The 22556-nt window shown below is 63.5% G+C and carries 19 protein-coding genes; 11 read left to right on the forward strand and 8 right to left on the reverse strand.

Features of this window, described 5'->3' with window-relative positions:
- Positions 1–148 precede the first annotated feature (148 nt).
- From NKJ73_RS29480 to NKJ73_RS29495, 4 genes are all read left to right on the forward strand, one after another.
- Positions 149–946, forward strand: coding sequence for an N-formylglutamate amidohydrolase (locus NKJ73_RS29480; protein WP_352572000.1), 798 nt, complete (start codon positions 149–151; stop codon positions 944–946).
- Positions 947–972: 26 nt separating this feature from the next.
- Entirely contained in the window at positions 973–1281 is a 309-nt protein-coding gene (locus NKJ73_RS29485; protein ID WP_352572001.1) for a DUF1244 domain-containing protein, read from the forward strand.
- An 11-nt stretch (positions 1282–1292) separates the two neighbouring features.
- On the forward strand, positions 1293–1754 hold the full coding sequence (locus tag NKJ73_RS29490) for a cupin domain-containing protein (protein ID WP_352572002.1): 462 nt from the start codon (positions 1293–1295) through the stop codon (positions 1752–1754).
- A 146-nt stretch (positions 1755–1900) separates the two neighbouring features.
- Complete coding sequence (locus NKJ73_RS29495; protein ID WP_352572003.1) at positions 1901–3082, forward strand: MFS transporter; 1182 nt, start codon at positions 1901–1903, stop codon at positions 3080–3082.
- On the opposite strand, the gene NKJ73_RS29500 is transcribed toward NKJ73_RS29495, so the two are convergent.
- A complete protein-coding gene (locus tag NKJ73_RS29500; protein ID WP_352572004.1) occupies positions 3040–3951 on the reverse strand; it encodes a LysR family transcriptional regulator in 912 nt (303 codons plus the stop codon). The genes NKJ73_RS29495 and NKJ73_RS29500 overlap by 43 nt on opposite strands.
- A 93-nt stretch (positions 3952–4044) precedes the next feature.
- Between NKJ73_RS29500 and NKJ73_RS29505 the strand changes: the two genes are divergently transcribed.
- On the forward strand, positions 4045–5016 hold the full coding sequence (locus NKJ73_RS29505; protein WP_352572005.1) for an SDR family oxidoreductase: 972 nt from the start codon (positions 4045–4047) through the stop codon (positions 5014–5016).
- Between the two features lie 53 nt (positions 5017–5069).
- On the opposite strand, the gene NKJ73_RS29510 is transcribed toward NKJ73_RS29505, so the two are convergent.
- From NKJ73_RS29510 to NKJ73_RS29535, 6 genes are all read right to left on the reverse strand, one after another.
- Positions 5070–5228, reverse strand: a complete 159-nt coding sequence (locus NKJ73_RS29510) for a DUF3309 family protein (RefSeq protein ID WP_023678456.1) — start codon at positions 5226–5228, stop codon at positions 5070–5072.
- Positions 5229–5327: 99 nt separating this feature from the next.
- Entirely contained in the window at positions 5328–8504 is a 3177-nt protein-coding gene (locus tag NKJ73_RS29515) for an efflux RND transporter permease subunit (protein ID WP_023678455.1), read from the reverse strand.
- Positions 8505–8506: 2 nt separating this feature from the next.
- A complete protein-coding gene (locus NKJ73_RS29520; RefSeq protein ID WP_352572006.1) occupies positions 8507–9640 on the reverse strand; it encodes an efflux RND transporter periplasmic adaptor subunit in 1134 nt (377 codons plus the stop codon).
- Between the two features lie 279 nt (positions 9641–9919).
- Positions 9920–11050, reverse strand: coding sequence for a patatin-like phospholipase family protein (locus NKJ73_RS29525; RefSeq protein WP_352572011.1), 1131 nt, complete (start codon positions 11048–11050; stop codon positions 9920–9922).
- Positions 11051–11076: 26 nt separating this feature from the next.
- Positions 11077–11859, reverse strand: a complete 783-nt coding sequence (locus tag NKJ73_RS29530; protein WP_023678452.1) for a 3-hydroxybutyrate dehydrogenase — start codon at positions 11857–11859, stop codon at positions 11077–11079.
- 184 nt (positions 11860–12043) lie between these two features.
- Complete coding sequence (locus NKJ73_RS29535; protein WP_023678451.1) at positions 12044–13132, reverse strand: citrate synthase/methylcitrate synthase; 1089 nt, start codon at positions 13130–13132, stop codon at positions 12044–12046.
- Between the two features lie 92 nt (positions 13133–13224).
- Between NKJ73_RS29535 and NKJ73_RS29540 the strand changes: the two genes are divergently transcribed.
- The gene (locus tag NKJ73_RS29540; RefSeq protein ID WP_023678450.1) at positions 13225–14373 is read left to right on the forward strand and encodes a citrate synthase; all 1149 of its coding nucleotides are present in this window, start codon (positions 13225–13227) and stop codon (positions 14371–14373) included.
- A gap of 68 nt (positions 14374–14441) precedes the next feature.
- Here the strand turns inward: NKJ73_RS29540 and phaR are convergent, their stop codons facing one another.
- Complete coding sequence (gene phaR / locus NKJ73_RS29545) at positions 14442–15050, reverse strand: polyhydroxyalkanoate synthesis repressor PhaR (protein ID WP_023678449.1); 609 nt, start codon at positions 15048–15050, stop codon at positions 14442–14444.
- A 278-nt stretch (positions 15051–15328) separates the two neighbouring features.
- On the opposite strand from phaR, the gene NKJ73_RS29550 reads away from it, so the two are divergent.
- The 5 genes from NKJ73_RS29550 to fdxA all read left to right on the forward strand — a co-directional run bounded on the left by NKJ73_RS29550 (position 15329) and on the right by fdxA (position 22368).
- Positions 15329–16516, forward strand: coding sequence for an acetyl-CoA C-acetyltransferase (locus NKJ73_RS29550; RefSeq protein WP_352572007.1), 1188 nt, complete (start codon positions 15329–15331; stop codon positions 16514–16516).
- Between the two features lie 101 nt (positions 16517–16617).
- The gene (gene phbB / locus NKJ73_RS29555; protein WP_352572008.1) at positions 16618–17343 is read left to right on the forward strand and encodes an acetoacetyl-CoA reductase; all 726 of its coding nucleotides are present in this window, start codon (positions 16618–16620) and stop codon (positions 17341–17343) included.
- A gap of 731 nt (positions 17344–18074) precedes the next feature.
- Complete coding sequence (locus NKJ73_RS29560) at positions 18075–21482, forward strand: helicase-related protein (protein ID WP_352572009.1); 3408 nt, start codon at positions 18075–18077, stop codon at positions 21480–21482.
- Positions 21483–21494: 12 nt separating this feature from the next.
- Complete coding sequence (locus tag NKJ73_RS29565; protein ID WP_023680553.1) at positions 21495–21881, forward strand: RNA-binding S4 domain-containing protein; 387 nt, start codon at positions 21495–21497, stop codon at positions 21879–21881.
- 148 nt (positions 21882–22029) lie between these two features.
- The gene (gene fdxA / locus NKJ73_RS29570; RefSeq protein WP_352452512.1) at positions 22030–22368 is read left to right on the forward strand and encodes a ferredoxin FdxA; all 339 of its coding nucleotides are present in this window, start codon (positions 22030–22032) and stop codon (positions 22366–22368) included.
- Positions 22369–22556 lie beyond the last annotated feature (188 nt).

Below are 22556 nucleotides of genomic sequence, written 5' to 3' on the forward strand. Positions count from 1 at the left end.
CGATTTAGAAGGCTCTGGCGCGCTTGCGGTCGCCCCTGCTCAGTTTTTTGGCAGAAACCGTGGCCAAACAACGGCATTGCGCAAGCGTTCTCTTCGTGGAATGACGATACCACCTCCCCGAAAGCCAGCGAACAGACCTTTCCCGCCAATGACCCGATCCACAGTTTTCGCGCCTTTCGATATCGTCGAAGGCGATCGCAAGCGCGGCATGGTGCTTCTGGCCGATCACGCCCGCCGCGACCTGCCGGAGGAGTATGGCAGTCTCGGCCTGCCGGCGGCGGAGTTCGACCGCCACATCGCCTACGACATCGGCGTCGAGACTGTAACCCGCGAACTCGCAAGTCTGCTCGGCGTTCCGGCGGTGCTTGCCAATTTTTCGCGACTGCTGATCGACCCCAATCGCGGCGAAGACGATCCAACGCTGATTCGCCAGCTCTATGACGGCACCGTCATCCCGGGAAATTATCCCATGGCCCCGGAGGAGCGCGAAAGGCGGCTGGACCGCTTTTACCGCCCCTATCATGATGCCGTCGGCGCCATGATCGCCTCTGTGGCGCGAGCATCCGCGCGGGCACCCTTCATCTTTTCGGTGCATTCCTTCACACCGACCATGCAGGGATTCGTGCGGCCGTGGCACGCCGGCATATTGTGGGACCTGGACGACCGCGTTGCGCGGCCGCTGATCGACATGCTCGCCGAGGACAAGAGCCTCATCGTCGGCGACAACGAACCCTATGACGGCGCACTGCGCGGCGATACCATGTTCAGGCATGCCATCGTCAACGGCTTTGCCCATGCGCTGCTCGAGGTCCGCCAGGACCTGATCGCCGACCGCAAGGGTGCCCTCGCCTGGGCCGAACGGCTGGCGCCGATCGTTGACGCGATAGATCGACGTGCCGATATACATGCGGTGAAAATATTCGGCTCGCGCACCGGGCCGGTATGATGAGGCCCAAGGGAGGCCAACATGACATGACCGAACTCAGCGAAGAACAAAAGCGCGATTTCGAAGCCGCTGCCTTCCGCCGGCTGGTCGCGCATCTGCACGAGCGTTCCGACGTACAGAACATCGACCTGATGAACCTCGCCGGCTTCTGCCGCAACTGCCTGTCCAACTGGTACCGCGATGCGGCGCAAGCCGAAGGTGTCGAACTCAGCAAGGAACAGTCGCGCGAGATCATCTACGGCATGCCCTATGCCGAGTGGCAGGCACTGAACCAGATCGAAGCCTCCGACGCCAAGAAGGCCGAGTTCGAGGCAAGACGCCCTAGGGATCACTAGGGGAGGACGCCGTGCCTAAGATCGACGTTGCCGAGGTGCCCGTACGCAAGGGCTCATCCTATCCACCGCCGTTCGATGCACCCTGTGCCGAACGCGTGCGGCAGCGGCTAGGCAACGCAGGCGGGCTCACCGACTTCGGCATCAATCTCATGCGCCTGCCGCCGGGCAACTGGTCGAGCCAGCGCCACTGGCATTCGCACGAAGACGAATTCGTCTACGTGCTTGAAGGCGAGCTGACGCTCGTCGAAGATGCCGGCGAGACGGTGCTGCGCGCCGGTGATTGCGCGGCCTTTCCGAAAGGATCAGGCAACGGCCATCACATGATCAATAAATCGGGCGCGATGGCGATCTATCTCGAAGTCGGTTCGCGCTGGCCCGACGACGTCGCCACCTGCTCCGACATCGACATGATGAGCACCAACGCTGACGGCCGGTTTGTGCACAAAGATGGCGCGCCTTATCCCGAGTCGTAGGGATTTCGGAGTGGACCGCCGAGGTGGTTGGCCGACGCGAGAGGACGTAGCGTCTGGTCCAAGCACTTTCGGCGAAGAGCGCTTGACTGTGAATTGAATCGATCTAATTTGCCGCGCAACGCCATTTCCGGACCGGATTCTACCCGATGGACGCGCAGAAAATCACGCAGATCGCGATTCGTGGACGCTGGGCAGTGGCCGGCATCTTCCTCTCCAACGGCTTCCTGACCGGCAGTTGGGCGCCGCAGATCCCGGTGTTCCTGACGCGACTCGACATTTCGAAGTTCACGCTCGGCTTGCTGATTCTGTTGTTCGGTGCCGGCGCCGTCACTGCCATGACCTGGTGCGGCCATCTGATCTCGAAGCATGGCTCGCGCACGGTGCTGCGCTGGTTCGGACTTGCCGGCAGCTTCGGCCTTTTGGTTGTGGCTCTGGCCCCCAACGTGCCCCTTGCGGCCGTCGCCATGTTCATCTTCGGCGGTTCGATCGGCGGCATGGACGTCGCCATGAATGCCAACGCAGTGGCAGTCGAACGGCGGCTGTCCCGTGCCATCATGTCGTCCTCGCACGGCTTCTGGAGTCTTGGCGGTTTCGCTGGCGGCGCTTTGGGCGGTTTCGCCATCCAGAACTACGGTCACCTCGCCCATGCGACAGTGGTGACGGCTCTTGCCTTTGCCGTCATCGCCGTCGCGATCCGCTACCTGATCGCCGAGGACAAGCACCCAGTCGCCGAGCATCACAAATTCGCGCTGCCAGCAAACCCGCTGGTCTATCTGGTTGGGCTGATGGCGCTGCTGACGATGATCTCCGAAGGTGCGGTACTCGACTGGGCGGCGCTGTATCTCAGGCAGGAGCTCGGCGCCGATCTTGCCATCGCAGGCCTGGCCTATGCCGCCTTTTCCGGAGTCATGGCCATCATGCGCTTTCTCGGCGATGGCGTCCGCAACCGTTTCGGTGCCGTTACGACATTGCGCGCCTCGGCCCTTGCCGCTGCTGCCGGCATGCTGGTGGCCGGGCTGGCTCCCTCGCCTTGGCTGGCCATTGCCGCCTTCGCCTTTTGCGGCCTCGGCATTGCCAACATGGTGCCGATCATTTTTTCGGCCGGCGGCAACCAGGAGGGCATGGCGTCCGGCACAGGCATGAGCGTCGTCACAACAATGGGTTACTCAGGCATTCTGGTGGCGCCGTCGGCGATCGGCTTCGTCGCCGAGCACTCGAGCTTCGGCCCGATCTTCGTCGCACTCTCCGGGCTGCTGGTCGTCGTGCTGTTGATGGCCGGCCTCGCTCACCGCGCCGAATTCGCTGCCGAGCCTGCACCGGCTGAATAGCGCTTGAACTCTTCGTAGAGGAAATCCGCGACGCGGCGGATGCGCACGCTGGTACGCACGTCGCGGTGCATGGCCAGCCACACCGGCAGCGTCGGCAGCGGGAGACCCGGCAGCACTGTCTCGACCAGCGGATCACGGTCGGCGAGCGGCTCCTGGCCAAAGCCGATGCCGTTTCCCGCCCGCACCGCTTCCCACAGCACGATCTGATTATCGGTCCTGAAGCGGAAGGCATTGCGGGCGAGCGGGACGCCGAACTGGGCAAAGCCGCGAATGATCTCATCGCTGCGGTCGAAGCCGACCAGATCATGGCCGGCAAGATCGCGGGCCTCGCGCGGACGGCCACGCCGGTCCAGATAGGATTTTGCCGCGCAGGCGCGGAGCGGAATGTCGGTCACCTTGCGCGCGACCAGCTCATTCTGCGCCGGCTTGACCATGCGAATGGCGATATCGGCGTCGCGACGCAGCAGATTCTCGACCTGGTTCGAGGCGACGATCTCGACCTCGATGCCCGGCTCCTCGAACCCAAGCCTCGCTGTGATTTCCGGCAGCACATAGGCCGCCACCACTTCGCTGGCGGCAATGCGCACCGTACCCTCGATCGCCTCGACCGATCCCAGCGCCAGCAGCGAAAAGGCGCTCGCCTGCTCGCTCACCGCGCGGCCCCGTTCAAAGAGCGTGCTGCCCGCTTCCGTGAGCGCGTAGCCACGCCGCCCGCGCCGGAAGAGCGTGACACCGAGCGCCTGTTCCAGCTCGGTGATGTGGCGGCCGAGCGTCGGCTGGCTCGCGGCAAGTTTTCGCGCGGCGGCCGACAGGCTGCCGGTCTCCGCCACGGTGACGAAACTCTTGATCAGGTTCCAGTCAATATCCATTCAAAATTGAATATCATATCGCCAATCATAGTCAATTTTCATTCGTTTGCGAAGATACAATATTGGGGTCGTAACGCAACACGGAGACGAACAATGACCACGATCGCAATTCTCGGCGCCAATGGCCGCCTCGGCCGCACGGTCGCCATGGCCTTCCTCGATGCCGGCTACGATGTCCGCGCTGTCACCCGCAGCGGCAAGGTGCCGGCCGAGCTCAAAGGCGCTACGGCGATCGCCGGCGACGCGCTCGACCGTGCTGCGCTGATCCGCGCGACCGAAGGCGTCGATATCATTTTCAACGGCCTCAACCCGCTCTACACCGACTGGAGCAAATGCCTGCCGATGGCCGAGAATGTGATGGCTGCCTGCCGGGCGAACGGCGCGCTGCATCTCTTCCCGGGCACCGTCTACAATTACGGTTCGCAGATGCCGGCGGTGATCGCCGAAGACACGCCGTTTCGCCCGACGACGGAAAAGGGCCGCATCCGCGTCGCCATGGAAGATCTGTTTCGCCGCGAGGCCGACGCGGGTCGGGTGCGCACGATCTTGCTGCGCGCCGGTGATTTCTTCGGTGGTACCGGCAGCGGATCGTGGTTCGATCTGGTTGTTGCCGCCAAGATGACCAAGGGCGTCTATACCGCCCCAGGGCCGGTCGATCTCGTGCATGAATGGGCCTATCTGCGCGACTTGGCCAAGGCCTTCGTCGGGCTGGCTGACAGTCTCGACAAGCTCGGCTCCTACGAGGCGCTGAACTTTCCTGGCCATGCGGTGACCGATCTGGACATCAAGGCGGCCGCGGAGAAGGCGCTCGGACGCACGCTGAAGCTGACGTCGATGCCGTGGTGGGTGCTGCGCGCCGGCAGCCCGTTCGTGGCGATGTGGCGCGAGATCGTTTCGATGTCCTATCTCCGCTTCGAGCCGCACCGGCTGGTTTCGGGCAGGCTGGAAAGCGTTATCGGTACGATCCCGCACACGCCGCTGGAAGATGCAGTGTCGGAAGCGCTTGAGGATATCGGCATCGCCACGATCAAGACGACGCAAAAAGCTGCCCAACAAGGAACTTAAAAAAGGCGGATGGCCTGATGGTCATCCGCCGCTGTTCGGGAGGAAGGTTGCGCTCAGATCCGGCCCATTAACAGCAGCACCAGGACAACGATCAGGATGACGCCGACGATGCCGGATGGTCCGTAACCCCAGGACCGGGAATGCGGCCATGCCGGAACCGCGCCGATCAGAATAAGAATAAGGATAATGATGAGAATGGTGCTGATCGTCATCAGAAAATCCTCGCTTTGAGGTTGCAATGACGGAACAATGCAGAAGGCCGCCCATTGTTCCCGGGCGGCCTTTGCTTGATCAGGATGGCGATCCGGACTCTATTCGGCGGCCTTCGGGAAGGCGATCGCCGGTTCGGCACCCAGATCGGCGTCCAGGCCTTTCGACGGGATTTCGGCCTTTCGACGCCCCAACAGGCGACTGAACCAGCCACGACGCGCACCGGGTTTGACCTTGGCGCGAGTAAACACCATCAGCATCGACGGCGTCACCACCAGCGTCAGCACGGTGGCGAAGGACAGCCCGAAGACGATCGCCGAAGACAGCGAAATCCACCATTGCGTCGACGGCGCGTTGATCGTCGTCTCGTGATGGAAGATTTCGAGGCCGAGGCCGAAAGCAATCGGCAGCACGCCGAGGATCGCCGACACCGCCGTCAGCACCACCGGACGGGCACGTTCGCGGCAGGTCTGCAGAACGGCTTCGTATTTGTCCCAGCCCTCTTCGCGCAACCGGTCATAGGTGTCGATCAGCACGATGTTGTTGTTCACCACCACCCCGGCCAGCGCGATGACACCGATGCCCGACATGACGATGCCGAATGCCTCTCCCGTCAGCAGCAGCCCGAGGAACACGCCGATCGTCGCCATGACCACGCAGGACAGCACCAGCCAGACGCTGGTGAACTTGTTGAACTGCGCCAGAAGCACGATGAAGATCAGGAAGATCGCCGCACCGAAGGCTTTGCTGAGGAAGGCACCGGCCTCTGCGCTGTCCTCATTCGAACCGGCAAGCTTCCAGCGAATGCCGCTGCCGAGGTTCATGTCGGCGACAGCTTTGGTGACCTCCTGCTGGACGGCAGCCACCTGGGCGCCGGCAGCGACGTTGGCCTGGACGACGACCGTTCGCGCACCGTCGATGCGGTTGAGGATACCGACCGTCGGCTCCGGCTTGCGCACGACGAAGTTCGAGATCGGCACCGAGCCTTGAGCGGTCTGCACCCTGAGTTCGTCGAGCGTCGACAGCGTGCGCCGATCCTCGGGCAGGCGCAGCCTGATGTCGACTGCATCGTCGGCGCCAGCGGGCCGGTATTCGCTGAGCTTCAGCCCGTTGGTCACCAGTTGCACCACCGTTCCGACCGCAGTCGGGCTGATGCCGTACTGCGCCGCCTTGGCGCGATCGACCTCGAGCGCCCAGTCGACGCCGGGCGGCGCCAGGCCGTCGGAAATATCGATGACGCCGGGCACCTTGGCTATGCGCGCGGCGACGGCGCGGGCCTTGTCGTCAAGGCCCTTCGGATCGACGGCCGAAAGCCTGATCTGGATCGGCTTGCCGGTAGGCGGGCCGGCTTCCGGCACGCGAACCTCGACGTCGACACCGGGAATGCCGGCCATAACGCCGCGCAGTTCGTCCAGGATTGAGTTCGCCGATTTACGCTCGCGCCAGTCGACGAATTCGTACTGGATCACGCCAACCACGTCTTCCGGAACATCCTGGCCGCCGCCCTGCGTCTTGCCGACACGGGTATAGACAGACTTCACGCCCGGCCAACCGAGCAGTCGATTTTCCGCGGTCTTGGTGGCCGCGTCCATTTCGGCAAGCGAAAGATTGCCGCGGGCGTGGACATAGAGCAGGCCGTAGTCAGGCTCGACATTCGGGAAGAATTCGACGCCGGCACCGAATTTCGAATAGGCGTAGCCGACGCCGAACAACAGCGCCACAGTGAGGACAAGCACGGTGATGGGATAATGCACCGCCTGCTTGACCACGGCCATGTACCAGCCGTCGCGATTGTCGTCGGGGTGATGGGCCGGCGCCTTGGCAAATATCGCGCCCAGCGTCGGCGCGAAGACCAGCGCATAGAGCATCGAGGCCGAGAGCGTCACGATCAGCGTGATCGGCATGTATTTCATGAAGTCGCCGATAATGCCCGGCCAGAACAACAGCGGCGAGAAGGCGGCAATGCGCGTCATCGTCGCCGCGATGACCGGGCCGGCCATGCGCTTGGCGGCAAGCGCGAACGCTTGCTCCTTCGGCATGCCCTCGCTCATGCGTCGCTCGGCGAATTCGGTGACGATGATGGCGTCGTCGACCAGCATGCCGACCGCCAGGATGAGGCTGAACAGCACGATCATGTTGATCGTGTAGCCCATCATTGCCAGCAACAGGATGCCGATCAGGAAGGACGAGGGGATGGCCAATCCGATCAGCAGCGAGGCACGGCCAGACAGCGCGTAGAGAATGACGATGAACACCAGGATGACGGCGATCATCACGTGGTTCTGCAGGTCGCCGAGCAACTGGTTCACGAAGACGGACTTGTCTTGCGTGTAGGTGACGTGCATGCCCTCCGGCATCGTCTTGATGAAGGCGTCGGACACCTCCCTGACCTTGCCAATCGTATCGATCAGGTTGGAGCCGATGCGCTTCTTCACCTCGATGGCGATCGCCGGCTTGCCGTCGAGGCGGGTGACCGTCTCGGCGTCCTTGAATGTGGAGCGGATGGTGGCAATGTCCTTGGCCTGCACCACCGCATTGGGGCCGGCGACGACCGGCAGCGCCGCCACATCCTCTGGCGTCTCGATAAGCGAGGGCACCTTGACCGCGTATTTGCCCTCGGATCCTTCGATGTTGCCGGCGGCGACAAGACTGTTGGAAGCGCCGACCGCACCGATCAACTGGTCGAGCTGCAGCCCGTAGGAAGACAGCTTCATCGGATCGATGACAACTTCGACGAGGTCGTCGCGCGCACCCTGCAGCGAGCCCTCGAGCACGCCAGGCACTTCCTCGATGCGGTCGCGCAGCTCGCGCGCCGCCGCCGTCAGCACGCGCTCGGGCACCTCGCCCGACAGCGTCACGACCAGGACGGGGAACTCGGAGATGTTGACCTCGGAGACCACGGGCTCCTCAGCCGCTTGCGGCAGGTCGGCCTTGCCGTCCTGCACCTTGCTGCGCGTGTCCTGCAGCGCGGTGGCGAGATCCGTCTGTGGCTGGAATTCGACCAGCACATAACCGCCGCCCTGGAAGGCGGCCGAGCGCATCTCCTTGAGGCCTTTCAGGCTCTTCAGCTTGGCTTCCATCGGCCGCAGCAGGAGGCGCTCGGAGTCTTCCGGCGAGATGCCCTGGTAGATCAGGCTGACATACATCATCGGAATCGGAACATCCGGTTCCGCTTCCTTCGGCGTCGACTGGTAGGCGACCGCACCGGCAAGGATGAGAAAGACCAGGACCGCAATGGTCAGCCGGGCATTGCTGATAGCAAGTTTGACGATGTCCATGATTACTGCGTCCCGGCCGTCGCTTCGCCCAACAGCTTTTGAATGGTCGCCTGGTCGGCTGCGACCGGCTTGACCACCTCGCCTTCCTTCACCAGCTCCTGGCCGGCGACGACAATGCGGGCGTCGGCCGCAATGCCGCCGAGCACCAGGCCGGTTGGCGTGTCGTCGACTAGATCGATCGGGAAGAACACGACCTTGTCGTCCTTGTCGACGGCGCGGATGCCGAGGTCGCCCTTGTCGCCGAGCGTCACCACCGATCGCGGCAGCATCACGGCGTCGGTCGGCTGGGCGCTGAGCGCAATTTCTGCCGTCATGCCGGCCGGTACGGACCCATCGGCATTGGGGATAGCGACTTCAACCCGAAAGGTACGGGTTGCCGAAGATGCATCCCGGCTGATGTAGCGCACCGTACCCTTGACGGTCTGGCCACTGACCAGGCGCACATTGGCTTCGTCACCGATCTTCAGATAGCCGAGATCGCGTTCGCTGACTTCGCCGCGTGCGATCACCGGATCGAGCTTGAGAATGGTCGCCACCTCGCCGCCCTGCATGACGGAACTGCCAAGCTCCACCGGCACCCGGTCGATGACGCCGTCGAAGGGCGCCTTCACCTCGTTGCGGTCGAGCTCGGCTTGCGCTGCGTCCAGTTGCGACTTGGCCAGCGTCAGGTTGGAACGGGCCGTATCGAGCTGCAGCTTGGGCAGATTGCCGGTTTTCATCAGCCGCAGGGCCGCAGCCAGCTCGGCCTCACGTTGCACGACAAGCTGCTTGGCGTTGTCGACCGCCGAGATCTTTTCCTCGGCGGCAAGCATCAGGATGAGGTCGCCGGTCTTGACGTGCTGACCCTGCTTGACCGGCAGCTTGTCGATGACGCCGGCGACGCGTGTCGCCAGGACGGCGCGCTTATCGGCTTCGGTCAGTCCGGAAATGCGGATAGCGCGTGCATAGGTGCGCCGCGGCGGGGTTATGACCGCGACCGTGCGTAACGGCGCCTTGGGCTGCTCGACCTCTCCTGCCTTGGGCTTGTTGTCGGCGGACGCGCTGCCGACGGACGAGAACTCGCCTGTCGCCATCCAGCCGGCGAACCCGATGAGCACAACAATGGCTGCAAGCTTGTGAAACCTGAATTTCGGCATCGTCATTTTTCCAGTGCGCGGGGTTCGGCCAGGCCGCATCTTCTACTTGGGGCGCGTCGCCGATATGGGTGCGCGCGAGGCCGTATTCAAATTGCCGTGATCGGCGAAGCGCGCTTCTACCTCAAAGTTGCAGCGCAATATAGTCAGAAAAGTTGATGGGTTGTTGCTTTGTCCGCAAAGATGCGGCTGCAGCATCGGCTGTTGATCGCCAAAACAGCGGTATGGCAGCAAGTGTCAGGATGATTGACGGATTGCGAATGCCATCTGCTTGCGAAGCAGCTAGGCCGGACGGCGGGCGGCCTCGGGCTGCTTGCGCGCCGCAAGAAATTCCTTGACCCGCCGGCCCGGCGCCGGCCCGCGCACCGGCTTCAAGCCGTCGTCGAGTTCGCCGGACAGATCGATCGTCGGCCGCTTGCCGACGGCGTCATAATTTTCTTCCAGCCAATCACTGGCTGCGGTGCGGCCGAGGTCGCGCAGATAGGCAAGGAACGCCCATTCGGCATTGACCTTGGACGATGCCGACAGATCCTTGAACGCTTCGTCGGCATCGATGCGGTGCATGCGGATGTCGCGATATTCGCCGTGCGGCAATCGGCCGGCGGCGATCAGTTCCTTGACGAAGGCGATCGAGCGGAATTCGCGCAACAGCCCGGCATTGAAGGTGATCTCGTCGATGCGGTTCTGGATCTCATTGGCGCTCTTCGGCGTTCCCTCGCGGACCACCGGATTGATCTGCACCAAAAGCACGTCCTCGGTGGCCGCCGTCTTGAAGAACGGGAACAGTGCCGGGTTGCCGCCATAACCGCCATCCCAATAGGGCACGCCCTTGATCTCGACGGCACGGAACAATTGCGGCAAGCAGGCCGACGCCATCACCGTGTCGAGGTCGATCTCGCCGTCCGAGAAGACCCGCAACTGGCCGGTCTCGACATTGGTAGCGGAAATGAACAGTTCCATCGACTTGCAGGCGCGCACATTGTCGAAATCGATCTCACGTTCGACCACGTCGCGCAGCGGATTGATGGCGAGCGGATTGGCGACATAGGGCGAAAATACCCGAGACATCGTATCGAACAGGAAATAGCCGGGCGTGTTCTCGATCGACCAATTGCCCCAGGCGACGTCCCAAGGCATGCGCTGTACCGGGCTGAAGCGGCCCTTTGCCGCCACCGCACGCCAGAAATCGTCGAGCTTCCGCCGCGCGCCCTCGACACCGCCGCGGACAAAGCCGTCGGCCAGCGCCACGGCATTCATGGCGCCGGCGCTGGTGCCCGAAACCGCCGTTATGTCGAGGCGCCCGTCCTCGAGCAGCCGATCGAGCACGCCCCAGGAAAACGCCCCGTGCGAACCGCCGCCTTGCAGCGCGACATTGATCTTCTTTGGCTCTTCCGCCTTGCCATTTTTCGGCATGGCGTGGCCCTTGACCGCTGGAAGCCTCACTGAGCGGTCCAGCCGCCATCGACAGAGATGTGCGCGCCGTTGATCTGCGCCGCCGCATCCGAGCATAGGAACACCGCGGCCGCCGCAACCTGCTCGACGGTGACGAACTCCTTGGTCGGTTGCTTTTCGAGCATGACCTCACGGACCACCGTCTCGCGGTCCATCTTGTTGGCCTTCATCTGGTCGGGGATCTGCGCCTCGACCAACGGCGTCAACACATAGCCCGGACAAATGGCATTGCAGGTGATCTTGTCGCGCGCCAGTTCCAGGGCGACAGTCTTGGTCAAGCCCATAATGCCATGCTTGGCCGAGACATAGGCCGACTTGAACGGCGAGGCGACAAGGCCGTGGGCCGAGGCGACGTTGACGATCCGGCCGCCACCGGCCTGTTTCATCAACGGGATGGCGGCTGCGATGGTGTGGAAGGCCGATGACAGGTTAATGGCGATGATCGCATCCCACTTCTCGATCGGGAAGCTTTCCACCGGCGCGACATGCTGGATGCCGGCATTGTTGATCAGGATGTCGACCGAGCCGAATGCCTCGGCTGCCTTCGCCACCAAAGCCCGGCACTCGGCCGGCTTCGACATGTCGGCTTTGACATAGGCGGTCTTCACCTTGTGGTGCTTCGCGATCGCGTCTGCGATGGCGCGGTCGTCGGCGGTGTCGGAAAAGGAATTGACGACGACGTTGCAGCCTTCGGCCGCGAGCGCGTGGGCAATGGCCAGGCCGATGCCCGAGGTGGAACCGGTGACGATGGCGGTTTTTCTGGCGGTCAAGGCGGCTTTATTCCTTTCGAGGCGGGCTCCCGTGGAACCATGCTGCACTGCAGCATATAGGCTCTCTGTCACCCAAGAACAGCGGATGTGTGGAGCAATGACATGAAATTTTTGTCATGTAGACCTCTCTCGTCCCCTAAGAGAGGTCGTCGCCTCGTTTCGCAAAGCATGCGCTGAAAGCTCGTCAGGCGACGAGGTCCGGCACCGTCCCGATATAGCGCGACTGCGGCCGGATCAGCCGTCCGCTCGTTTGCTGCTCGCGCGCATGGGCAATCCAGCCGGCGACGCGCCCGGCAGCAAAGACATTGGTGAACGCCTCTTTCGGAAAGCCCGCCGCTTCCAGCAGGAGCGCTGTGAAGAACTCGACGTTGGTCTGGAGCGAGCGTGACGGCTTGGCGATGCGGAGCACTTCGAGCGCCGCCTGCTCCACGCTTTCGGCGAAGGCCAGCCGGTGGCCGCTTTCGCCCTCGGCGCCGAGCTGGCGCACGACGGCTTTCAGCACGTCGGCACGCGGATCGCGCACGCGATAGATGCGATGGCCGAAGCCCATGATGCGGCCGCCACGCGCGATCTCGCCACGCAGCCAGCCGGCGGCGTCGCCATGCACCTCGATCGCATCCAGCATCTCGATCACCGGACCTGGCGCGCCGCCATGCAGCGGCCCCTTGAGCGCTCCGAGCCCGGCCAGCACCGCCGAAGTAAGCCCGGCCTGCGTCGAAGCGACCACGCGCGCGGCGAAGGTCGATGCGTTGAGGCCGTGGTCGCAAACCGTCACGAGATAGGCATCGAGCGCCTTCGCCAATTTAGGCGAGGCCACAATGCCGGTCAGCATCCGCAGCATGTCGGCTGCATGATCGGCCTTGCTATCGGGCGCAATCGGGCTTTCGCCGCGCTGCAAGCGCAGCAAGGCCGGCGTCAGCACGGCAGGTGCCGCAACCAGCCGCAGCGCGTCCGACAATTTGTCACCATCCGGCAGCAGGGCAATACCGGCGCGCATCGCGCTGTAGATATCGACGGATGCGAGAAACGGCAGCAAGGGTTTGATCTGCTCGAACACTTCGCTGCGCGCCCGACCGATCGCGTTCGCCAGCTCCCTGCCGTCGGGAAGATCGTCGAAAAAGCCGTCGAACAGCAGATGAACCACCTCGGCGTATTTCCAGCGGCCTGCCAGTTCGGGCAACGAATGGCCCCGGATGGTCAGGCGGCCACCAAGACCGTCAACATCGGAGAGCACCGTTTCCGCCGCCACCACATCATCGAGCCCATTCGCCATTGGTTTTCTCCTTGACCCTTTCCGGGTGGAAGATAAGGGTTGGTGACTGGACCATCAATCTTGATCAACGGAATCAACATGACAAGGCTGACATGACGGAGTGGCTGACGCGGGACGAAGCCCTGGAGCGTCTCAAGGTGCGAGCCCAGACCCTCTATGCCTATGTCAGCCGCGGACGCATCGGCGTGCGGCCGGACCGGGCGGATCCACGCCGCAGCCAGTATCGCGCCGACGATATCGCGGCGCTGGCGAGCCGCCGGGCTCGTGGCCGAAATCCCCAGGCAATCGCCGAAAGTGCAATTGCCTGGGGTGAGCCGGCGATCGCCACCACGATCTCGACCGTTTTGCATGGCCGCCTTGTCTATCGCGGCCAGGATGCGGTTGCTCTCTGCGAGGCTGCCACGCTGGAGCAGACGGCAAACCTGCTTTGGGCATCTGGCGCACCAGTGTCGTTCGTCTCGGCGAGCCGCCATGGCAACGGCGCAACTGGCCGGCCGGCTGCCTTCGCGGAATTGGCCGCGTTGGCGGCCAACGGCCGGCCTTCGCTCGGCCGAAGATCGGCTTCGCTCAACCACGATGCGGCCGGCGCCATCGCCGCTTTGGCCCAGGCGCTCGGCGCGATTCCCGGAACTGGTGCCGTGCACGAAAGGCTGGCGCAGGGATGGTCGCTTGATGCGGCCGGCGCAGACTTGATCCGCCGCTCGCTCGTGCTGTTGGCCGATCACGAATTGAACGCATCGACCTTCGCCGCACGGGTCGCCGCGTCCACCGGCGCACCTGTTTCGGCCTGCCTGCTTGCCGGCCTCGCCACGCTCTCCGGGCCGCGTCATGGCGGCGCCGCGGAGGCGGTCATGATGCTGGCGGAGGATGCGCAGAGATTGGGGCCGGATGCGGCTGTCGGACGCTGGCTCGGTCACGACAGGCCGCTGCCCGGATTTGGCCATCCGCTTTATCCCGACGGCGATCCGCGTGCGGAACCGTTGCTGGCCGCGATAGATGTCGATGATGGGCTGTTACGGCTTTGCGATGTGGCCTTTGCGGCAACGGGCATGCGCCCGAACGTCGATTTCGCCTTGGCTGCGCTGACGCGCGGCCTCCGTTTGCCGTCCGATGCGCCGTTCCGCCTGTTCGCACTCGGCCGCAGCGTCGGCTGGGCCGCGCATGCCGTGGAGCAGGTGACGAGCAACGGCCTGATCCGGCCACGCGCCCGCTACCAGGGACCGCTGCCGGAGCAGCTCTAGCCGCGCTGCTTGCGAAGTCTCAGCGGCACCTGAAGAGAGGTTCGACGCTGCACTTCGCCAGCCGGCAGTCAGGACATCGTGTCGAGCTTACGCTGCATCGCGGCGATCTGCTCCTTCAGCTCCTGGAGGTCGTCGGGTTTTTCCGGCGTTTCCTTCCTGGCCGGTTCGGCCGGCGCTGCTGCCGGCGCCGAGCCCGCGGGCGGGAACGGCGTGAACAGCCGCATGGCGTTCTGGAACATTTCCATGTTGCGCCGCGTCTGCTCCTCCAGCACCTTGATTGGTGTCGCGATCTTCATCATGTCCATCGGCGACTTGCCGAGCGCATCTTTCATCTGCTCGCGAAAGCGTTCCTGCTCCTTAGAGAAGGCCAGCATCGACTGCTCGAGAAAGCTCGGCACGATCATCTGCATCTGGTCGCCGTAATAGGCGATGAGCTGACGCAGGAACGGGATCGGCAGCATGTTCTGCCCGTCCTTGTTCTCCAGCTCGAAGATGATCTGGGTCAGTACCGGATGCGTGATGTCGTCACCGGTCTTGGCGTCCTGGACAGTAAAGTCCTCGCCTCTTTTGACCATTTCAGCGAGATCCTCGAGCGTCACATAGGTGCTGGTGCCCGTATTGTAGAGACGGCGATTGGCATATTTCTTGATAACAATAGGTTCGTCTTTTGCGGCCATCTGCATCCTCCCCGGACACCGGGCAGCTTAAGTAAGCCGCCGGTAACGATTGCGCCTTTTTAAAGGATATGCGCAAAAGCGTCATGAATCCAAGCAGTTTGTGCAGTGCGGGACCATTTTATGCTGCGCAGCACGGATGGGCCGTCATCGCAGCGACGCGCGGCCTGCTTGCCGCGGAGGAACGCCATGCCCATTTCGGGTTTGACTCGGGTTGTGGAAAGGGCAAGAAAAGTCCCCGACGGCACCCGAAATCGTTCCCCGAAAGCCTGGAGAAGAACATGTCCGCTTCCAACGCCATCGTTGTCGCCAGTGCAGCGCGCACGCCCGTCGGCTCCTTCAACGGCGCCTTCGCCAACACCCCAGCCCATGAATTGGGTGCCGTCGCCGTCAGGGAAGCGCTGGTCCGTGCCGGCGTCGACGGCAAGGAGGTGGACGAGGTCATCCTCGGCCAGATCCTGACCGCGGCTCAAGGGCAGAACCCGGCGCGGCAGGCGGCAATGGCTGCCGGCGTACCGCAGGAGGCGACCTCCTGGGGCCTGAACCAGCTCTGCGGCTCGGGCTTGCGCGCCATCGCGCTCGGCATGCAGCAGATCGCCCAGGGCGACGCGAGGATCATCGTTGCCGGCGGCCAGGAATCGATGTCGATGGCTCCGCATGCACAGCATCTGCGCGGTGGCGTCAAGATGGGCGATTTCAAGCTGATCGACACCATGATCAAGGACGGCCTGACCGATGCCTTCTATGGCTATCATATGGGCAACACCGCTGAGAACGTCGCCCGCCAGTTCCAGATCACCCGCGACGACCAGGACCAGTTCGCACTGGCTTCCCAGAACAAGGCCGAGGCCGCGCAGAAAGCCGGGAAATTCAAGGACGAGATCGTTGCCTTTACAGTCAAGGGCAGGAAGGGCGACACCGTAGTCGACCAGGATGAATACATCCGCCACGGCGCGACAATCGATGCCATGACCAAGCTCAAGCCCGCCTTCGATAAGGAAGGCACGGTGACTGCTGCCAATGCTTCCGGCATCAACGACGGTGCCGCCGCCGTGGTGCTGATGACCGAAGCGGAAGCCGCAAGGCGCGGCATCACACCGCTGGTGCGTATCGTTTCCTGGGCGACCGCCGGTGTCGACCCGCAGATCATGGGGACGGGACCGATCCCCTCCTCGCGCAAGGCGCTGGCCAAGGCCGGCTGGTCGGTCGGCGACCTCGATCTGGTCGAAGCCAACGAGGCCTTTGCCGCGCAGGCCTGCGCCGTCAACAAGGACATGGGCTGGGATCCGGCCATCGTCAACGTCAATGGCGGCGCCATCGCCATCGGCCATCCGGTCGGCGCCTCGGGCGCCCGCATCTTCAACACGCTGGTCTACGAGATGCGCCGCAGAAGTGCCAAGAAAGGCCTTGCCACGCTGTGCATCGGCGGCGGCATGGGTGTTGCCATGTGCGTGGAAGCAATGGGATGAATGGCAAATTGTGAATGGTGAATGGTGAATGGTGAATGGAAGATCGGAGGGCTTACGCAATAACCATTCACCATTCACCATTCACTCTGGGAGGGAAACGCATGACAAAGGTTGCAATCGTCACAGGCGGGTCGCGCGGCATCGGCGCGGCGATATCGGTCGCCTTGAAAAGCGCCGGCTATTCGGTCGCCGCAAACTACGCCGGCAATGAGGAAGCGGCGGCAAAGTTCAAGGCCGCGACCGGCATCCCGGTCTATAGATGGTCGGTCGCCGACTACGAGGCCTGCGCCGCCGGCATCAAACAGATCGAAGCCGATCTCGGTCCCGTCTCGGTGCTGGTCAACAATGCCGGCATCACTCGCGACGCGATGTTCCACAAGATGACGCGCGAGCAATGGAAAGAGGTCCTCGACACCAACCTTTCCGGCGTCTTCAACATGACGCATCCGTTGTGGGGCGGCATGCGCGACCGCAAGTTCGGTCGCATCATCACCATCTCCTCGATCAACGGCCAGAAAGGCCAGGCCGGCCAGGTCAATTATTCGGCCTCGAAGGCCGGCGATATCGGCTTCACCAAGGCACTGGCCCAGGAAGGCGCGCGCGCCGGCATCACCGTCAACGTCATTTGCCCCGGGTACATCGCCACCGAGATGGTCAAGGCAATGGACGAGAAGGTCCTCAACGAGCGCGTCATCCCGCACATCCCGGTCGGCCGTCTCGGCGAGCCGGAGGAAATCGCGCGCTGCGTCGTCTTCCTCGCTTCCGACGATGCCGGTTTCATCACCGGCTCGACCATATCAGCCAATGGCGGCCAGTACATCGCCTGATCGTTTATCTTTACGTTGAGACAGATACGCGCTTGGACGAACGGGCCTGCAAAACGGCCCGTTTCTATAGCGGTCTTCCCGTTGCAAGATCTCGATGCAGCACGCTGCCCCAATCCGGCACGCAAAGGTTAACGGCAAACTCGCAGCCTGTGCAAAAACCGCCCGGCAGCCTGTGGATTCTAGGTGGAAAAGCTGTTCACAACACAACATGCTGCGGTGAACAAACCAAGAAACTTCGGCTATCTCTGATTCGTCGCCGATTCGTTCCGGCTTTGAGCGGAACGTTAACGGCGAGAGCTGAAAACACCCTCGAAATGATTAAAGCGCGTTAGGAAACATCAATAATTTCATAATGTTGTGCGAAGCAGATTGGCCAGCCACGACCATTCACCGGCAGAGGTTAACCGCAGTGCTCGCGTGGATGCCGCCTGCATAAATCGGGCCAGTTTCCGTGATTCAGCATGTGGTGAGGTACGCCGACAGAAAACCCAGATGTAGCCGTGAACAAACCCTGAATCAGCGCGAGTCAGTGATTCGTCGCTGATTCGTTCCAGACTCGTTCCAACTGTTAATCGGGAACAGATTTTCTGGCTTCGAACCAACCAATCGGCCTGCCCTCGGCATATTCCGCTTTCGCTTCGCGCCCGAAATCCCTATGTGTCGCCTGTCATACGCGGCCAATATGGGCGCGCTCCCGACAATGCGAGGCAGAGAGCCTTATTTCCAGGCCGATGAACATCCATCCGAAACACACTGAACCGCTGATCCTGTCGGGTCGAGACGTGACGGCCGTGCTCGGCCCGACCAACACCGGCAAGACCCACCTCGCCATCGAACGCATGGTGGCGCATGAAAGCGGCGTCATCGGCCTGCCGCTCAGGCTGCTTGCCCGCGAGGTCTATACGCGCGTCTGCGAGAAGGTCGGCGCCCATAAGGTGGCGCTCATCACCGGCGAGGAAAAGATCCAGCCGGCGGGCGCGAAATACTCGGTCTGCACCGTGGAAGCGATGCCGCGCGAGACCGACGCCGCCTTCGTTGCCATCGACGAAGTCCAGCTCGCCGGCGATTTGGAACGCGGCCACATCTTTACTGATCGCATCCTGCATCTGCGCGGCCGCCAGGAGACGCTGCTGCTTGGCGCCGCTACCATGCACGGCATCCTGCAGCGCCTGCTGCGGGGTGTGTCGGTGGTGACCCGGCCACGCCTGTCGCATCTTGCCTATGCCGGCTCGAAGAAGCTGACCCGCCTGCCGCGGCGCACCGCGATTGTCGCCTTCTCGGCCGACGAGGTCTATGCCATCGCCGAGCTGATCCGCCGCCAGCAGGGCGGTGCCGCGGTCGTGCTCGGCGCACTCAGCCCGCGCACCCGCAACGCCCAGGTGGCGCTGTTCCAGTCGGGCGACGTCGACTACCTCGTCGCCACCGACGCCATCGGCATGGGCCTCAACCTCGACCTCGACCACGTCGCCTTCGCCCAGAATCGCAAATTCGACGGCTACCAGTACCGCAACCTGACGGCGGCCGAGCTCGGCCAGATTGCCGGCCGCGCCGGCCGGCATCTGCGCGACGGCACCTTCGGCGTCACCGGCCAGGTCGATCCGCTGGATGATGAACTGGTCAACAAGATCGAGGCGCATGATTTCGACCCGGTGAAAGTGCTGCAGTGGCGTACCGCGCATTTCGATTTCGCCAACCTCGATGCGCTGAAGCGCTCGATTGAGACCAACGCCCCGGTCGAAGGCCTGACGCGCGCGCTGCCGGCAGTAGACGCGCAGGCGCTCGAGCATCTGTCGCGCGACGAGGACGTCCGGGCACTCACCACCGATGCCAGGCGCGTGGCGCTGCTGTGGGAAGCCTGCGCGCTGCCCGACTACAGGAAGATCGCGCCGGCCCAGCACGCCGACTTGATTGCCTCCATTTACATGGACCTTGCCAGGCATGGCCATGTCGACGAGAACTACATGGCCGAGCAGGTGCGCCGTGCCGACACCACCGAAGGCGACATCGACACGTTATCGCACAGGATTGCCCAGATCCGCACATGGACCTTCGTCTCCAACCGGCCCGGCTGGCTGGCCGATCGGGCACACTGGCAGGAAAAGACGCGCGAAATCGAAGACAGATTGTCGGATGCGCTGCATGAGCGGTTGACGAAACGTTTTGTAGACCGCAGGACTTCCGTCCTCATGCGGCGCCTTAGAGAAAACACGATGCCTGAAGCCGAAATCAGCCCAACCGGAACCGTCCTCGTCGAAGGCCATCACGTCGGCGAGTTGCAAGGTTTCCGCTTCACCGCCGACCAGAGCGCCGGCGGCGAAGACGCCAAGGCGGTGCGGGCGGCGGCGCAGAAGGCGCTTGCCGCCGAGTTCGAGTCGCGGGCCGAGCGTTTCGGCGCCTCTGCCAATGGCGACATTGCGCTGGGTTCGGATGGCACGCTGCGCTGGATCGGCGCCCCGATCGGCACGTTGGTTGCCGGCGAAGACGCTTTGAAGCCGCGTCTCGTTCTGCTCGCCGACGAGCAACTCACCGGCCCGGCCCGCGACAAGGTTGCGGCGCGCGCCGAGCGCTTCGTCAATTTCCAGATCGAATCCCTGCTGAAGCCGCTGGTCGACCTCAAGAATGCGGAGCAGATCACCGGCATCGGCCGCGGCATCGCTTTCCAGCTTGTCGAGCATCTCGGCCTCATCAACCGTCGCGACATCGCCGACGAGATGAAGTCGCTCGACCAGGAAGGCCGCGCGGCGCTTCGCCGTCTCGGAGTGCGCTTCGGCGCCTACCATGTCTTCGTGCCGGCGCTGATCAAACCGGCGCCGGCCGGGCTGATAACGCTGCTGTGGGCGCTGAGAAACGACGGTAAGGACAAGCCCGGCTTCGGCGATGTCGTTCACGCACTGGCCTCCGGCCGCACCTCGGTGGTCATCGATCCGACCTTCGACAAGACCTTCTACAAGCTTGCCGGCTACCGCAATCTTGGCCGGCGTGCTGTACGCGTCGATATTCTCGAACGGCTGGCCGACCTGATCCGGCCGGCGACCAACTGGAAGCCGGGCCTCGGCCCTCGCCCCGACGGCGCCTATGACGGTCAGTCCTTCATGGTCACGCCGCCGATGATGTCGATCCTCGGCGCCACCGCCGACGACATGGAAGAAATCCTGAAGGGACTCGGCTATCGCGCCGATGCCAAACCGGCGGCCGAGGTCAAGGCGCGGCTCGAAGCACAGGACAATGCCGCGCGTGAAGCTGCCGCTGCAAAGCAGGCGGCGGAAGAGGCTGCGCGAGTCGAGCAGGCGAGGATGGCGGAAGCATCTGCCGCGGCAGAGCCGCCGGCGGAGGCTTCGGAACCTGTGTCGGATGCGGCTCCTGTTGCGGAGGCGGCGGCCGAAGCTGTGAGCGAAGCGACGGCAGAGCCTGTCGCGGAAGCTCCAGCCCCTGAAGCTGCGGCAGAAGTCACGCAAGAGACCCGGCCCGCCGCGGAGGCGACTGCTGAAGCGCCTGCGGAACCAGCGGCCGAGCCAACGGCGGAACTTGGGGCAGAAACTGAGGCTGCGGCACCGGCAGAACCGCCGGTTTCCGACACTACGGAAGCATCGCCGGCCGAACCTGCAGCGACGGCAGGAGCCGTCGCCGGCGAAGCTGCTCCAGAAGCCGAGGAGCCAAAACCCATCCTGTTATGGCGGCAGGGCCGTTTCGACCAGCGCCCGCGTCATCGCCAGCATGACAACCGCCCCCGGGACAATCATCGGGACGGTCGCGCGCGCAATGGTCAAGCTGCGCCGGGCGGCCGCAGCGATGCGCCGGCAGATGCCGGCGGGCAGCCGACGCCGGGCGACCGGCCCGCCCGTCAGGGGCGTCACGATCAGCGCGACGGCGCCGGCAAGCCACGCTTCGACCGCAGCAAGTTCAAGCCCAGGCCGCAAGGCGAGGCGGCAGAGCAGCGCGCCGGCAAGCCGCAAGGCGAACGCCCCGACCGGCGCGAAAACCGGCCCGACTGGAAGGCTGGCCGGCAGGACGGCAAAGGCGGCGCCCAAGGCGCAAAACCCGCCTTCCAGCCAAAGCCGCGTGAGGAACGCCCGGTCCGCTTCGACCCGGACTCGCCCTTCGCCAAGCTCGCCGCGTTGCGCGACCAGCTGAAGAAGTAGGCTGCTCGTCCAATGGTCACTGATGCCCGCCAGCGCATCGACAAGTGGCTGTTCTTCTCGCGCGCGGTAAAATCGCGCACGCTGGCAGCCAAGCTGGTCGTCGCCGGACGCGTCCGCATCAATCGCGACAAAGCAGCGCAGGCCTCCGATACGGTCCGGCCGGGCGACGTTTTGACCATCACGCTGGAGCGGCGGATCTTCGTCTGGAAGGTCCTTGGCACCGGCGTACGGCGTGGCCCGGCCGAAGAGGCCCGCCTGCTCTACGAGGACATGTCGCCGCCCCCCGCGCCCAAGGGCGAGGCGCTTCCGGATGCGGTGCCGCCGTTGCGCGAGGCCGGCAGCGGTCGCCCGACCAAGAAGGAACGCCGCCAGACCGACCACCTGCTCGGCGACGATTGAGCAAGGTCGAACGCCCGCTTTGCCGGCCTTCCGGAATTCCATTCCGGAAACCGCGGCACCGCTGGCAGGGGCCGCCCTTGCCACCAGCGGACAAAGGCGTTACCTCACCAAAAAAGCCCAATAAAATGGGACGTCCCGGAGCCGACCAATGACCTATGTCGTGACCGACAATTGCATAAAATGCAAATACATGGACTGCATCGAGGTCTGTCCGGTCGACTGCTTCTACGAAGGTGAGAACATGCTCGTCATCCACCCGGACGAGTGCATCGATTGCGGTGTCTGCGAACCGGAATGCCCGGCCGACGCGATCAAGCCCGACACCGAGTCGGGCCTCGACAAATGGCTGCAGATCAACACCGAATATGCCGACAAATGGCCCAACATCACCGCCAAGAAGGAGCCGCCGGCCGACGCTAAAAATTTCGATGGCGAAACTGGCAAGTTCGAGAAATATTTCTCCCCCGAGCCCGGCGAAGGCGACTGACGAGCCTGCCGGCTGCGGTGGCCTGACGCCGCGTAACAGACGTAATACATTAACTGCCTTGACAGGCGGCGACGGCGCGCGGCCTTCGCGCGTGCAGCAAAACCTGTCGGTAGCTTTTCAAGTTGTCCGGTTTTTGTAGCACATCAGATGTCCGCTTCTGTTTGTTGCAGGAGGTGCGTCGAAGCGGT

It is taken from the genome of Mesorhizobium sp. M0074, assembly GCF_040322975.1.
In the GTDB taxonomy this organism is placed as follows: Bacteria; Pseudomonadota; Alphaproteobacteria; order Rhizobiales; family Rhizobiaceae; genus Mesorhizobium.